Raw genomic sequence first — 14,752 nt, 5'->3', positions numbered from 1 at the left:
CCCTCTCCCCGGAAGGGAGAGGGAGCAGGTGCGCGGCACGTCATAGCGCCTCAGCGAATCTTCCCCAGGATCCCATCCAGCTCGTCATTGCTGTGATAGTGGATCACCAGCTTGCCCTTGCCGCCGCGCCCATGCGCCAGCTCCACGCGCGTGGCGAAGCGCTCGCCCAGTTCGCGCTCCAGCGCATCGATGTTCGGGTCGCGGGCCGGCGCGTGCTTGGCCTTGCCCTTGGGCGCGGTCTGCGCGCGGCGCGCGTGCTCTTCCAGCTCGCGCACGCTCCAGCCGTGGCGGGATGCTTCCAGCGCCAGGCCTTCGGCCATGCTCTCGGGCAGGGTGATCAGGCAGCGGGCGTGGCCCATCTCCAGCTTGCCTTCGTCGAGCAGGCGCTTGATGGAAGCGGGAAGTTCGGTAAGGCGCAGCAGGTTGGACACGGCGGCGCGCGAGCGGCCCACGGCGTCGGCGGCCTGCTGGTGGGTGAGGTCGAAATCGTCGATCAGGCGCTTGAGCGCATCGGCTTCTTCCAGCGGGGTCAGGTCCTGGCGCTGGATGTTCTCGATCAGCGCCATGGCCGGCACGGCCACTTCGGGCACGTCCTTCACCAGCACCGGCAGTTCGGACAGCTGCGCGCGCTGCGCGGCGCGCCAGCGGCGTTCGCCGGCGATCAGCTCGAACTGGTTCTTGCCGATCTCGCGCACCACCACCGGCTGGATAAGCCCCTGCGCGCGGATGGAGGCGGCCAGTTCGTCCAGCGCCTCGTCGTTCCAGTGGCGTCGCGGCTGGTACTTGCCGGGCTGGATGTGCTGGATGGGCAGGGTGCGCAGTTCGCCTTCCTGCTCCAGTACCGAGGGCTTGCCGGGTTCGTCGTGGCCGCCCAGCAGCACATCGAGCCCACGTCCCAGGCCCCGTTTTTTCGCAGCGGACATGCTTACTCCTGATGGATGTCGACGACGTCGTCGAGCGTCTCGTCTGATTCGGCGTGCAGCACCGGCGTCACCACGTCCTGGGCCTGATCCTGCGCGGCGGCGTTGAGGCCGCGCTCGCGCCGGATCATCTCGCCGGCCAGCCCGATATAGGCGATGGCGCCGCGCGAACTGCGGTCGTACAGGTGAATCGGCTGGCCGTGACTGGGCGCCTCGGCGAGGCGCACGTTGCGTGGAATGATCGAGCGCAGCACCTTGTCGCCGAAGTGCGCGGTGAGCTGCGCCGACACTTCGTTGCCGAGGTTGTTGCGCACGTCGTACATGGTGCGCAGCAGGCCCTCGATCTCCAGGTTCGGATTGAGGCGATGGCGCACCGCCTTCACCGTGTCGAGCAGGCTGGAAAGACCTTCCAGCGCGAAGTATTCGCACTGCACCGGCACCAGCAGGCCATCGGCCGCGGTCAACGCATTGAGCGTGAGCAAATGCAGCGTAGGCGGACAGTCGATGAGGATGGTGTCGTAGCGGTCGGCGACCTTGGCCAGCTGTTCCTTGAGGCGGCCTTCGCGGGCAATCGCGTCCATCAGCTTCAGCTCGGCGGCGGTGAGGTCGCCGTTGCCGGGCAGCAGGTCGTAGTTCGCCTCGGTCTTGACGATGGCCTTGTCGATGGGCGCCTCGTCCAGCAGCACTTCGCAGCCGTTGGGCTTGGCTTCGTGCTTGTCCACGCCCGAGGCCATGGTCGCATTGCCCTGCGGGTCGAGATCGACCAGCAGCACCTTGCGCTTGGCGGCGGCCAGCGCGGCGGCGAGATTGACGGCGGTGGTGGTTTTGCCGACGCCGCCCTTCTGGTTGGCGACAGCGATGATGCGGGCCATGTGTCGTCGAGACCGTGAACGAGTGAAAGGGGGCTAGATTAGCAGCCTGATCAACCGGCTGTGCGGCCCAACACCACGAGATGGCGCTCGCCACCCACGTCAGGCACGTCGAGCGTGTGGATGGCGCGCACCTCGAATCCGGCCGGCACGCCGGGCAGCTCGTCATCCGGATGCTTGCCCTTCATGGCGAGCCAGATGCCGTCCTGGGTCAAAAGGTGACCACCCCAGGCCAGCATGTCCTCAAGGCTGGCGAAGGCGCGGGCGGTGATGCAGTCGAACTGGCCTTCCACCTCTTCCACGCGCGATTGCACGGCACGCACGTTCTCAAGCTTGAGTGAGCGGATGGCTTCGCGCAGGAAGCGGACCTTCTTGCCGTTGGAGTCGACCAGCAGCACCTGCCGCTCCGGCGCGGCGATGGCCAGCGGAATGCCCGGCAGGCCCGGTCCGGTGCCCAGGTCCGCCAGCGTCTGGCCCTGCACGTAGGGCAGGATGGCCAGCGAATCGACCAGATGGCGGCTCACCATCTCGCCCGGGTCGCGGATGGCGGTGAGGTTGTAGGTGGCATTCCAGCGCGCCAGCAGCGCCTGGTAATCCAGCAGCCGATCCGCCGCGCCGGCCGGCAACGACACGCCAAGCGCGGCGATGCCGCGTTCCAGCCGGGTTTGCAGGTCGGTGCGGGAGGTCATCGAGGGAAACGCCTTGATCAAACGGGGCCGCAAGTATCCGGGTGTGCCGCCCCGGACGCCAGTTGAGCGGCCTTCGTGCCGCGGAAAACCAAAGAAAAAAGCCCGCCGAGGCGGGCTTCAAGGGTCTCCCCTGGGGCGGGTGCTCTTAGGCCACCTTGGCCCGGACCTGATCCGGCAGCACTCCGGATCAGGCGAATTCCAGCTCCACGCGCGTAACCATCATGCCGCGCTCGCGCAGCGCGCCATTCATGCTCTGCTTGAGGCGCGAGCCGAGGTCGCGGCGGTCGGCGCGGAACGCCTCCGGCTCGTCGCGCAGCGCGGCCAGGGCGCCGCCACGGATCAGCTGGTCGGCCTGGTCGATCACCGCGTCGGCGCGCTCGGGCTCCAGCACCTGCCAGTACACGGTACCGCGCACGTCGTGGGCATTGGGCAGCAGCTCCTCGAAACGCAGCACCTGGCCGCTGAGGTTGATGCGGTGCTCCACGCGGTCGATCAGCGGGAGAGTCATATGGGTGCCCGGCTGCAACAGGCGGAACGGCTTGCCCCGGCGATAGAGGCTATGCACCTGGTCGGCCGGCACGCGCTTGATCGCGGTGACGAACGTCGCGATCAGGGCCAGGACAACGAGAGTAATCAGGGCATTCATATTAATGAATACAACGAGTTATAGGTGTTTTCTTCGCAAATAGCTGTAAGTAGATAATACAGCCGGTTGCACCCCTTTGGATTAATGCCAATTTAACGACAGGCTAAGATGGTTTTACAACCCGTCATCTGGCCTAAGCCGCTGATTTTGTGAACCCGGCGGCAGGCACGGATGGAGATGCATCGATCTTGCCATCCGTGCCGCCACCGCCGGATTCCCCCTCTACGGAAGGGTTAACGGCGGCCATGGCGAAGGCTTGAGAGCAGGAGTGAGTGAAGAGAAGTGAGGAGTGAGAGAAAAGCGAGAGCCAGGGCCAGGCCTCGTCGACGTTCCGCCTCGCCATCACAGCGATGGGCTGGTGAACGACAAGCGGGAAGAGGAGCGGTGAGCCAGGGCGACCGGCCCCTCTCGTTTCTCGCTCCTCTTCCCTCGTTTCTGAACTTAAAACTTGCCGGCGCGGAAGTCGGCGATCGCCTGATGGATCTCTTCCGGCGTATTCATCACGAACGGTCCGTAGCGGGTCACCGGCTCGTTGAGCGGATGGCCGGCCACCAGCAGCACGCGCGCCGCCGTGTCGCGACCGGCGATGCGCAGGTCGCCGCTGCGCGTCAGCACCGCCAGTTCGCTGCGGGCCAGCGGCTCGCCGGCCACGTCCGCATCCTTGCCGTCGAACACGTAGGCAAAGCCGGCGTGCCCTTCGGGCAGCGGAATGGTCACCGACGCACCGGGCTGCACGGCGATATCCAGGTAGATCGGCTGTGTGACGATCTCGGCCACCGGGCCGGTCACGCCGCCGAACTCACCGGCGATCACCTTCACCTCCACGCCTTCGGCGGGACGCGCGACGGGGATGCGCTCCGGACCGATGTCCTGGTAGCGCGGCGCGATCATCTTGTCCTTGGACGGCAGGTTCACCCACAGCTGGAAGCCCCACATCAGGCCGTCTTCCTGCTCGGGCATTTCCGAATGCAGGATGCCGCGGCCGGCGGTCATCCACTGCACGCTGCCCGGCACCAGGTCGCCGCTGTTGCCGTGGTTGTCGCGATGCTTCATGTGGCCCGCGAGCATGTAGGTCACGGTTTCGAAACCACGATGCGGATGCTCGGGAAAGCCGGCGATGTAATCGCCTGCCTGGTCGGAACGGAACTCGTCCAGCAACAGGAACGGATCGAGCATGTCCAGGCCAGGCTGGCCGATGACACGCTTGAGCCGCACGCCCGCGCCATCGGACGTATCGACGCCGCGCATGCGGCGGACAATGCTGCGTTCGGTCATGTTGGTCTCCAAGAGTTTGGACTGCCCATCATGATGGCGCTGCGCCACGCCGCGCCCAAGAGGCGCCAACGGAACGGATTGTTCGTTTAAAGCGAGAAGTGAGTGAAGAGGAGTGAGTAGTGAGAGAGCAGCGAGCCAAAGCTTTCTCTACTTTTCTCACTTCTCTCCACTCACTGCTGCTCTCAATGCACCCAATGACCGCTGCGCTGCCGCGGCGGCGCGGTCTGCGGGTTCTTGTCTTCCGCGGGACGCACGGCGGCTTCGATCTCCGCGTCGGTCACCGGGTGTTCGTGCCAGTACTGGTTCACCGCGTTGAGCACGCCGGGCACCTGGGTCAGGCACTCGTCGTATTCCTCGTCGCTCAGCTTCTCGAAGTCGGCGTCCGCGCTGAGGATGCCTTCGTCCACTGCCAGCGCCATCACCGGCCCCAGCATTTCCATCAGCTGCGGATCGTCCGCCAGGCGCTTCTCCCACAGGCCCGCGCGCAGGTCGATGCCGCGGCTGAAGCCTTCGCACCAGCCGGCCGCCGAAAGCACCGGGCCGGTCTCGGTCTCCACTTCGCCGAGAATCGGCTCGTAGGCATCGACGTCGAGTTCGGCGCCGATGGAATCGTTGAGCTTGGCCAGCAGCGCCAGCACGCGGTTGCCTTCGGTTTCGTCGCTGAAGGGTTCGTGCAGCACTTCAGGCAGCCACTCTTCCGGCAGCACCTGCGTGGGGCCCACCGCCAGCGCGGAGAGCAGCCCGTGCACGCCGTCGAGCAGCAGATCGCCCTCGCCAACGTGGCCGCGCAGGTATTGGTCCAGTTCCTCGAGTTCGTCGTCGCCTAGCGAACTGGGCCATTCGGTCTTGGGTGTATTCATCAGCTGCCTGTTGTGCGGTGTTGCCGTCTTCTTAGATATCCAGATCAACCGTTACCGGCGTGTGATCGGAGGGGCGTTCCCAGGTCCGCGGGGTGCGGTCGATGGCGGCCGCGGTGGCCGCGGACTTGAGGGCGTCGCCGACCAGGATCAGGTCGATGCGCAGACCCATGTTGCGCCGGAACGCCGCCTGACGATAGTCCCACCAGCTGTAGTGTTCACCGTCCGGTTCGAACAGGCGGAAGCTGTCGTGCAGGCCCAGATCCGTGATGCGCTTGAGCGCCTCGCGCTCCGGCGGCGAGCACAGGATGTCCTCGCCCCAGGCCACCGGGTCGTAGACGTCGCGGTCGTCCGGCGCGATGTTGAAATCGCCCAGCACCACCAGGTGGGGATGGCGCTCGATCTCGCGCGCCAGGAACTCGCGCATCTTCGCCAGCCAGTCGAGCTTGTAGGCGTATTTTTCATCGCCCACGGCCTTGCCGTTGACCACGTACAGATCCACCACGCGCACGCCGCCGATGGTGGCGGCAAGGATGCGCCGCTGCGGATCGTCCAGGTTCGGAATGTCGGTGACCACATCCTCGAATTCGCCGTGCACGTCGGCGCGCGCCAGCAGCGCCACGCCGTTGTACGTCTTCTGGCCGGAGAACACCGCGCGATAACCCGCCGCCGCCAGCTCATCCACCGGAAACTTGGCGTCCTCCAGCTTGGTTTCCTGCAGCGCGACCACGTCCGGCTTTGCATCGGCCAGCCACTGGGTCAGGTGCGGGATGCGCACCTTCAGCGAGTTCACGTTCCATGAGGCGATTTTCATCGGGCTATTGTAGGCGATGAAGGACCGGAGGCTTCCGCTGCCGCCGACGTATCTTCCAATCCGCTGAAAAAAACCACCGGTTGCGGCAGTGCGGGAAGCGGCTGCGTGCACGGAACGCTGCCATCCGGCGGCACCGTGCCCGGGGCTCCCTGGTAGCCCACCTCGATGGGCTCGCCGTGTGCGCAACGTTCGGCCATTTGGCTGGAAAGCGCACGCAGGTCGGCCGTGGCGAAGGGCTGGCCGAGCAATGCGTCGACCGTATTGCCGACCTTCAGCACATGGCAGGTGGACAGGGACTTGTCGAGCAGGAAGCCGTCCGGCAGCGTCCACATGCTGACGCTGCCACCGCAATCCAGTCGCATGAGATGCGCCATGAGCGTGCTCGCGTAGCGGCGGCTGGTTTCCGCATCGAGCTTCGGGGCCGGCTCGACCTTCACGCCCAGCTGTCGAAAGGCCGCCTGCATGCCCTCGGCGTAGGCATCAGGCGCCTGGATGGCATGCAAGAGCGCGTCGCGCACGGCGGGCTTCGTGCCCGGCGGAATCAGGTCCGTCCAGGCAAAGTCGGGCAGGGATTTGCCGCGACGCTGTTCGGTGAGCGTTTTCCACAGCCCGAAATAGCCGGCGACCGGATCATGCGGGTTGGCGGCCAGTGCCAGTGCGAGCATTAGCGGAGCGCCACAGTCGTAGGGCAGTCCGCCGGGAGCGCGCTGGTCCAGCGCCTTGGCGATGGATTGTCCCGGCGGAAGATCGAACAGGCAGGCGTTGTACATGCTGCCCACGCGCGGCAACCATGGCGACGGCGCCTGGTTCGACAGCGACGCCGTCGCCATCACGCGTGCGAGCTCCGCACCGCCCTCCTTCACCAGCAGGGCCTCGCCTTCGGGCGAGCCAAGCGCAGGCGCGCTGTTCCAGGTATGGAAAAGCTCGTGGGCAACGAAGCCGGTGAGCTGCTGCCAGTCCGCCTCCTTCAGCGCGTCCCAGCCGGAGCCCATCAATCCGAGGGTGATGGAGGACGGCAGGTGATCGCCGTGGAAGCTGCGCTCGCCCTGTTCGTCCGGCTGCATGAAGAGGAATAGCGTGGGTGTCTTTGCCGGGCCCAGGCGACGGACGTAGAAATCCACTAGGCGCGGCACGTCTCTCGCCACGCCTTCGCGGATGGCGGGCGGCGTGCCCTTGTCGATGGCGAACAGCAGATCGCCATGCCGCTCCACGTAGGACGTGCCGAAGGCTACGTACCCCACCGGCGACGTATCGCCGAGATCGAGCGGCTCCGAGCCTGCTTGGCCAAACCCGATGACCTGCTGCCCGTGCGCCGGTACGTAGCGCTGGCAGAGCTTCTGCGTGCTGTCCTTGGGCCGCAGGAACTGCTGCGTATCGATGGCCACGGTACCGTCGGCGAAACGCAGGAAGGGCGCGTACGCCCGATCCTGCCGTTCGGGCGTGCGCGAGGCGTCCATGCGCACATGCATAACGCGATGACCGGGCACGGCGACTATCGCCTCGTCCTCGATCTGCGCCGAACCATCGGGCGACTGCCAAAGCGCCTTGCGGCTGTACGGTGCCAGCGGCAGCAATGCAATGCGCGTGACCGACGCCGGTGGCCGGAAAGTGACATCGATGGCGCGATGCGCGTCATCCACGCTCACGTCGATGGCCACGCAGTCCGCAGCGGCAGCACGCGCGGGTGCTGCGAACACGATTCCAAACACCAGCCACAACACGCCTGCAACGGCCGTTTTCATGCGGACATCCTTGTGCGAGAGAAAGGGCGCGCCGGCCGTGACAGCCGGCGCGGGCAGTCAGATCAGGCCGTGGCTCTTCAACAGCGCCTCCGGTTCCGGCGCGCGGCCGCGGAAGGCGATGAAGCTTTCGAGGGCGGGGCGGCTGGCGCCGACGGAGAGGACTTCCTTGCGGAAGCGGTCGCCGGTGGCGCGGTCGATCACGCCGTGTGCCTCGAACTCGCCGAAGGCGTCGGCGCTGAGCAGTTCGGCCCATAGGTAGCTGTAGTAGCCGGCCGCGTAGCCGCCCGCGAAGATGTGCGAGAACGCATGCGGGAAGCGCTGCCAGGCCGGCGGATGCAGCACGGCCACGTCGTGGCGCACTTCCTCCAGCACCTGCATGGTGCGCGCGCCCTTGGCCGGGTCGTATTCCAGGTGCAGCAGGAAATCGAACATGCCGAATTCCAGCTGGCGCACCAGGAACAGGCCGGCGTGAAAATGACGCGCGGCGAGCATGCGCTGGAACAGTTCGTCGGGCAGGCGTTCGCCGGTTTCGTAGTGGCGCGCGAACAGGTCGAGTGCTTCGCGGTTCCAGCCGAAGTTCTCCATGAACTGGCTGGGCAGTTCCACCGCGTCCCATTCCACGCCGTCGATGCCGCCGATGGAAGGCAGCCTGATCTCGGTCAGCAGGTGATGCAGGCCGTGGCCGAATTCGTGGAAGAGGGTGAGCACGTCGTCGTGCGTGAGCAGCGCGGGGCGGCCTTCGGTGGGCGGCGCAAAGTTGCAGGTGAGGAAAGCGACCGGCAATTGCTCATGATCGCCATCGCGGAAGCGGGCGCGGCATACGTCCATCCACGCGCCGCCGCGCTTGCCGGTGCGCGCATAGAGATCGACATAGGCACCAGCGAACACGCGGCCGTCGGCATCGCGCACGTCGTAGTAGCGCACGTCCGGATGCCAGGTATCCACATCGTCGCGCACGCTGAGCGTGATGCCGTAGAGGCGCTGGGTGAGGCCGAACAGGCCCTCGATCACGGCCGGCAGCGGGAAATAAGGCTTGAGCTGTTCCTCGTCGAGGTCGTACTCGCGCTGGCGCAGTTTTTCGGACGCGTAGCCGACGTCCCACGACTCGAGGTTGTCGAGCTTCAGCACGGTGGTGGCGAACTCGCGCAGTTCGTTGAGCTCCTTGCGCGCCACCGGCTTGGCGCGGTTGGCGAGGTCGCGCAGGAATTCCATCACTTCGGCGGGCGAACCGGCCATCTTGGTGGCCAGCGATTCTTCCGCCGCATTGTTGAAGCCGAGCAGGCGGGCCGCTTCGTGGCGCAAGGCCATGATGCGTTCGATGCGCTCGCTGTTGTCGAACTTGCCGGCCTGCGGACCCTGGTCGGAGGCCCGCGTCTGGTAGGCCCAGTACACGCGCTCGCGCAGGCCGCGGTTGTCGGCGTAGGTGAGCACGGCCTGCACGCTGGGTTGCTTGAGCGTGACGAGGTAGCCGTCCAGGTTCTGCTCCTTGGCGTACTGGCGCAGCACCGCGCGGCCGGATTCGGGAATGCCCACCAGGTCGCGCTCATCGGTGATGTGCTCGTGCCACGCATCGGTGGCGTCGAGCACGGCGTTGGAGAACTCGGTGGACAGGCGGCTCAGCTCCACGCCGATCTCGCGATAGCGCGAACGCGCAGGCTCTTCCAGCGCCACGCCGGACAGGCGGAAATCGCGCAGCGCATGTTCCACCAGCGCGCGCTCGGGACGCGGCAGGCTGGCGAACTCCGGCGCGTCGGCCAGCGCCTGCACGGCCTGATACAGCTCGCGGTTCTGGCCCACTTCGATGGCGTGGTCGGTGAGCTTTTCCTCGGCGGGGCCGTAGACCTCGCGCAATGCCTCGCTGTCCGCCACCGCGTGCAGGTGGCCCACCGGCGCCCAGGCGCGCGCCAGGCGTTGCTCCAGGCGTTCCTGGGTGAGCATGACGCTGGCGAAATCGCGCGGCGCGCCGGGCCGGGTCAGCGCCTCGATGCCGGCGCGGTAGTCGGCCAGCAGGGCGTCGATGGCGGGGGTGACGTGCTCGGGGCGGATCTGCGAAAACGCCGGCAGTGCGTCGTCGGCCAACAGCGGATTGTTCGGTTCCATGGTGTCTCCTGAATGCCCCGCCAGCGTGGCGACCCGATGGGGCGAAATCAAGCCGCCGTCACATCGGCTCCCGCAGGATTTGTCACAACCCGCCCCTACCATTCCGCGCCATGTCCAAGCCCGATTTTTCCGCCCTGCTGCGTCGAAGCGACGTGTTCGGGCACCTCGGGGACGAGGCGCTGGCCGCACTGGTTCCTGAACTGCAATGGTTTTCCCTGCCCGGGGGTCGCACGCTGTTCAAGCAGGGCGATCCGGCGGACGCGCTTTACTTCGTGGTCAGCGGCAGCCTGGGCGTCTTTGCCGGGCCCACCGAATGGGTACGCCTGGTGGCTGCGGGCGACAGCATCGGCGAGATCGGGCTGATCACCGGCGAGCCCCGCCACCACACGGCAAGGGCGCTGCGCGACAGCGAACTGCTACGGCTGGACCTGGCCGCCTATGAGGCGCTGATCCAGCGCCATCCGCAGGCCATGCTGGGCGTGGCGCGGGTGGCCATCGGCCGGCTGCAGGAGCGCATGCGGGGCGACGAGAGCCCCGGCATCGCGCGCACCTTCGCCCTGCTGCCCGCCAGCGCCGACGTGCCCGCCCGTTCGCTGGCCATGCAGCTGGCGATGGAACTGGAGCACTGGGGCAGCTGCGTGGTGATCGATGCCGAACACGGCGCGGGCCGCGGCAGCGACTGGTTCGCCGAACGCGAAGCGCAGGCCCGCTTCGTCATCTACCTGGACAGCATGGGCGACAGCCTGTGGCGCGAACGCTGCCTGCGGCAGGCTGACGTGCTGCTGCTGCCGACGCTGGCGGCGCAGCCGTCGCGCCCCTGGCCGGAGGCGATGCCGATGGACCCTGCGCGCACCGGCCATCGTCCGCGCCACCTGATCCTGCTGCACCCGGGACGGCAGCCCGCGCTCGGCGCGGCGAAGCGGTGGCGCGGCGAGTTCAAGGGCGAGCTGCAGCACCACCACATCGGCGGCCGCACCGATATCGCGCGGCTGGCGCGCGTGATCAGCGGCAACGCGCGCGGGCTGGTGCTGGCCGGCGGCGGCGCGCGCGGCGTGGCGCACCTGGGCGCGCTGCGGGCGTTGTACGAAGCGGGCCATACCTTCGACGCCGTGGGCGGCACCAGCATCGGCGCGATCATCGGCGCCAGCGTGGCGGCCGGATGGGAACTGGACGCCACCGTGGAGACGTTCCGCCGCGCCTTCGTGCAAGGCCGCCCGCTATCGGACTGGACGCTGCCCATCGTCGCGTTGACGCGCGGCCGTCGCGCCGCCCTGATGCTGCGCCGCGCCTTCGGCGTGCTCGACATCGAGGACCTGACGCTGCCGTTCTTCTGCGTGTCCACCTGCCTGTCGGGCGAGGGCATGAGCGTGCATCGCGAAGGTCCGCTATGGCAGTGGCTTCGTGCGTCGAGCGCGATTCCCGGCGTACTGCCGCCGGTGCTGCACCACGGCCGCGTGTTCGTGGACGGCGCCCTGGTCGACAACCTGCCCACCGACGTGATGGCCGACGATGGCCTGTCGCACATCACCGCCATCGACATCCGCGCGGAAATTTCCCTGCTCACGACGGCCGAGGAATTCGCCACGCCGCCGTGGTGGCAGCTGCTGATGGGACGCCAGGACATCCAGCGCCCCGGCCTCGTCTCCACACTGGTGCGCGCCGCCATGGTCAACAGCGAGGGACCGAGCGAGCACCGCCGCGAACGCGCCGACCTGCTGCTGACGCCGCCGCTGGAACACATTGGCATGCTCGACTGGAAAGACTGGGAACGGGCGATGGAAGCAGGATACCTGTACACCCGAGCCGTGCTGGAAAAGGGCGAGAAGTGAGTGAAGAGGAGTAAGTAGCGAGAGAGGGCAGCGAGCCCAGGCTTTACTCTATTTTCTCACTTCTCTTCCCTCACTCCTCGCTCTTGGCCGTACCATAGGTCCATGGATCCTCTACGCAAATACAAGGGCATCTGGCCCACGCTGCACCAGCGCGTCTACGTCGACCCTGCGTCCACCGTCATCGGCGCGGTCGAGCTGTTCGACGATGTGTCGATCTGGCCGGGCGCGGTGTTGCGCGGCGACGTGCACTTCATCCGCATCGGCGCGCGCACCAACGTGCAGGACGGCGCGGTGGTGCATGTGACGCACGATGGCCCGTACACGCCCGGCGGCCAGCCGACCATCGTCGGCGAGGGCGTCACCATCGGCCACGGCGCGGTGATCCACGCCTGCACCATCGAGGACTACTGCCTGATCGGCATGCACGCCACCGTGCTCGATGGCGCGGTGGTGAAGAAGCACGGCTTCGTCGGCGCGGGCAGCGTGATTCCACCGGGCAAGGTGGTGGGCGAGGCCGAGCTGTGGCTGGGCAACCCGGCGAAACTCGTGCGCGTGCTCAGCGACAAGCAGATCGAGCAGTTGCACTACTCGGCGGATCACTACGTGCGAATCAAAGACGATTACCTCGCGGCGCAATGATGCGAGGCGGTTGTACGTCATCGCGTTTGCTCACGAGCTCGCCTAAGCGCAGGTTATCCCTCACCGTCATTCCGGCGCAGGCCGGAATCCAGTGGCGTCATGGCGTGGTTTTCGCCGAAGAGTCGAATGCTTTGCTGCGTCTCGCGATAACCGATCACTTCCGTCACTGGATTCCGGCCTACGCCGGAATGACGGTGAAGGCGCTGGGCGCTCGCGCGGGGTTCAAGCAGATTCAAAGCATCGAAAGGCTCAAAGCATCGACCCGTTGCCAGCCGACTGCTGCTTCGCCTGCATGGCCGCGGCACGCGCCTCGTCCTGGCGGATCTGGATCTGGCGCTGGGCGTCCAGCTTGCCGCCGAGCAGCGAGAGGATGTAGTTGGTGCTGTCGAACTCGCGCAGCAGCGACAGTTCGCGCTGGGCTTCGTCCAGGTTGTTGTCGTTGATGGCGCGTTCCACGTCGGCGGAGGCGGACGGGAAGGTTTCATGCAAGGCGTCCTGCGCCACCTTGTTCTGCGGGTCCAGCTGCAGCACGCTGAGGTAGAACTCGTAGGCATTGCTGCCGGCCGGCGCGACGAGGCGCTTCTCGGTCACGGCGGTCGAGGCCAGGTCCAGCAGGATGCCCACGCCGTTGTCGTCCTTGCCGCCCGAGGACGATGCGCTGGCCACGCCCGCGCTGCTTGCGACGCCCGATGCCGATCCCGTCGACCAGAACCACACGCCGCCACCGATGGCGATGAGGACGAGCAGGGAAACGACGACGAGCACGCGCTGGCGTGCGGGCAAAGCGAAACGAGACATGGCGGCGCTGCATGATGTACCCGCGCTCAGGCGAACCTGCCCCTCAGGCGTCCCGGCGGAAGCCTGTCACATTAGTGATACATCATGTCAGCGATGTGACTTGCATCTCACCCACGCATGGCCGCGCGTGCGCGCGGATCAGCTGAAGTGCCCGCCGGTGATGCGGCCGCTCGCGTCCAGCTCTGCGTAGTAGCGGCTGTTGTTGCTGCGGTATTCCATCGTGCTCACCATGCCCGGCAGCATCAGCTGCACATCGGGATACGCGGCGCGGAACTGCTCCGGCGTCGGATGCGTCGCGATGAACGCGTCGAACGCCTTCATGTCGGTGACGAAGCCATGCACGGGCGCGGGCATGGCGGCCGTCGTGGTCTGGCATCCACCCAGGACCATGGCGACGGCGAGAAGGGCGGGGGCAACGAAGCGCTGCATGGCGTGACTCCTTGATGGGCCACGGTCGATTATGGCATCACAGGCGGAATTCGATGCGCTGGCGCACCTGGGCCGCCACGGGTTTGCCGTCCTGCATGCCCGGCGAGAACTGCCAGCGCGACACTGCCGCGAGCGCCGCGCGATCGAACACATACTTGGGCTCCGCATCCGCCACGCTGGCGCCGGACACGCTGCCATCGGGCTGCACGGTGAAGGTCACGTCCACCCAGCCCTGGCGACGCGTGCGCTTGGCTTCGGGCGGATACGCCGGTTCCACGCGATGCGTCAGCACCGGCACCGCTGCGCCGGTGGCGTCCGCCGCTGCGACCGGACGTGCATGCACCGCGGACGCGGGCGCAGCTTCCACGGGCGTGGAGGGAACATGCAGCGGCAAGGCCGATGGCGTAGAGGGCGCCGGGACATTGGCCGGCTTCGCCTGCGCGGTCACCATCGCTGGCGCCGCGGGAACGGGCGCGGGTGTGGCGGCCGGTGCGGGTGCCTTGGCCTGGGCCGTTGCCGACTCATGGCGGCTCGCCTGCTGTGCCTGTTGCGCCTGCTGCTGCGCCATCGCGCGCTGTGCCTGCAACTTGGACTGCAACAGGGTCAGCGTGTAGTTGTGCGGATCGGCGCGCGCCAACAGCTCGATCTCGCGCTGCGCTTCTGCGTCGTCACCCGCATCGATGACCTGCTCGGCGGCGTTGGCGGCAAACGGGAAGATCTCGCGCAAGGCGTCCTGCGCCACGCGGTTGCCCGGCTGGCGCTGCAACACGGCCAGATAGAACTCGAACGCATTGTTGCCGGCGGGGGCGAGCAGGCGCTGGGCGGTCATCGCATCGCGCGCGTGCTGCAGCAGTTCGTCGGTGCCCAGCGTGGTGTGCGCGACCGGGCCGGACGCCGCAGCGACTTCATTCGCCGGCTGATCGGCCGCGTTGCCGTGCCTGATCTGCCAGAAGATCAAGCCGCCGGCGACGGCGATCAGCGCGATGAGGATGGGCAGGCTGTAGCGGATGACACCTTGAGCATGACGGCGCGACGAAGCGGGGGACATGGGCCACACATAAGCGATGAAAGCCGGCGCGCCGGCAGGGCGCGCAAGCTTAGAGGTCGCATATTGCGGAGATGTTGCCCCGCGTCACAACGTGCCG

14 protein-coding genes are annotated in these 14,752 nt (G+C 67.0%); 2 read left to right on the top strand and 12 right to left on the bottom strand.

The features are described 5' to 3' along the window. Positions 1-50: 50 nt before the first annotated feature. From BDW41_RS14525 to BDW41_RS14485, 9 genes are all read right to left on the bottom strand, one after another. Positions 51-923 (bottom strand): ParB/RepB/Spo0J family partition protein, encoded by an 873-nt coding sequence (locus BDW41_RS14525; protein WP_074549609.1) that lies wholly within the window; start codon positions 921-923, stop codon positions 51-53. Between the two features lie 2 nt (positions 924-925). Beyond that, on the bottom strand, positions 926-1,792 hold the full coding sequence (locus BDW41_RS14520; protein ID WP_074549607.1) for an AAA family ATPase: 867 nt from the start codon (positions 1,790-1,792) through the stop codon (positions 926-928). Between the two features lie 50 nt (positions 1,793-1,842). Continuing rightward, positions 1,843-2,478, bottom strand: coding sequence for a 16S rRNA (guanine(527)-N(7))-methyltransferase RsmG (gene rsmG, locus BDW41_RS14515; protein WP_074549605.1), 636 nt, complete (start codon positions 2,476-2,478; stop codon positions 1,843-1,845). Between the two features lie 187 nt (positions 2,479-2,665). Further along, the gene (locus BDW41_RS14510; protein WP_074549603.1) at positions 2,666-3,124 is read right to left on the bottom strand and encodes an SPFH domain-containing protein; all 459 of its coding nucleotides are present in this window, start codon (positions 3,122-3,124) and stop codon (positions 2,666-2,668) included. Between the two features lie 441 nt (positions 3,125-3,565). Continuing rightward, positions 3,566-4,399 carry a pirin family protein gene (locus BDW41_RS14505; protein ID WP_074549726.1) on the bottom strand — a complete coding sequence of 278 codons (834 nt, stop codon included), beginning with the start codon at positions 4,397-4,399 and terminating at the stop codon, positions 3,566-3,568. 182 nt (positions 4,400-4,581) lie between these two features. Next, positions 4,582-5,259, bottom strand: a complete 678-nt coding sequence (locus BDW41_RS14500; protein WP_074549601.1) for a YecA family protein — start codon at positions 5,257-5,259, stop codon at positions 4,582-4,584. A gap of 31 nt (positions 5,260-5,290) precedes the next feature. After that, positions 5,291-6,070, bottom strand: a complete 780-nt coding sequence (gene xth / locus BDW41_RS14495; RefSeq protein ID WP_074549599.1) for an exodeoxyribonuclease III — start codon at positions 6,068-6,070, stop codon at positions 5,291-5,293. Next, the gene (locus tag BDW41_RS14490; RefSeq protein ID WP_074549597.1) at positions 6,067-7,812 is read right to left on the bottom strand and encodes a hypothetical protein; all 1,746 of its coding nucleotides are present in this window, start codon (positions 7,810-7,812) and stop codon (positions 6,067-6,069) included. The genes xth and BDW41_RS14490 overlap by 4 nt, the downstream gene beginning before the upstream one ends. A 57-nt stretch (positions 7,813-7,869) precedes the next feature. Beyond that, entirely contained in the window at positions 7,870-9,912 is a 2,043-nt protein-coding gene (locus tag BDW41_RS14485) for a M3 family metallopeptidase (protein ID WP_074549595.1), read from the bottom strand. 110 nt (positions 9,913-10,022) lie between these two features. On the opposite strand from BDW41_RS14485, the gene BDW41_RS14480 reads away from it, so the two are divergent. Continuing rightward, positions 10,023-11,741: a patatin-like phospholipase family protein gene (locus BDW41_RS14480; protein ID WP_074549593.1), complete on the top strand. Its 1,719-nt coding sequence runs from the start codon at positions 10,023-10,025 to the stop codon at positions 11,739-11,741. 102 nt (positions 11,742-11,843) lie between these two features. Then, positions 11,844-12,380 (top strand): gamma carbonic anhydrase family protein, encoded by a 537-nt coding sequence (locus BDW41_RS14475; protein ID WP_074549591.1) that lies wholly within the window; start codon positions 11,844-11,846, stop codon positions 12,378-12,380. Between the two features lie 249 nt (positions 12,381-12,629). On the opposite strand, the gene BDW41_RS14470 is transcribed toward BDW41_RS14475, so the two are convergent. The 3 genes from BDW41_RS14470 to BDW41_RS14460 all read right to left on the bottom strand — a co-directional run bounded on the left by BDW41_RS14470 (position 12,630) and on the right by BDW41_RS14460 (position 14,655). Beyond that, positions 12,630-13,178, bottom strand: a complete 549-nt coding sequence (locus BDW41_RS14470) for a hypothetical protein (RefSeq protein ID WP_074549589.1) — start codon at positions 13,176-13,178, stop codon at positions 12,630-12,632. A 138-nt stretch (positions 13,179-13,316) separates the two neighbouring features. Continuing rightward, entirely contained in the window at positions 13,317-13,607 is a 291-nt protein-coding gene (locus BDW41_RS14465) for a hypothetical protein (RefSeq protein WP_074549587.1), read from the bottom strand. A 37-nt stretch (positions 13,608-13,644) separates the two neighbouring features. Continuing rightward, positions 13,645-14,655, bottom strand: a complete 1,011-nt coding sequence (locus BDW41_RS14460; RefSeq protein WP_074549585.1) for an energy transducer TonB — start codon at positions 14,653-14,655, stop codon at positions 13,645-13,647. Positions 14,656-14,752: the final 97 nt, after the last annotated feature.

The sequence above is a fragment of the Dyella sp. AtDHG13 genome (assembly GCF_003201105.1).
Lineage (GTDB): Bacteria > Pseudomonadota > Gammaproteobacteria > Xanthomonadales > Rhodanobacteraceae > Dyella > Dyella jiangningensis_B.
This window is presented reverse-complemented; position numbering and strand designations above follow the sequence as displayed.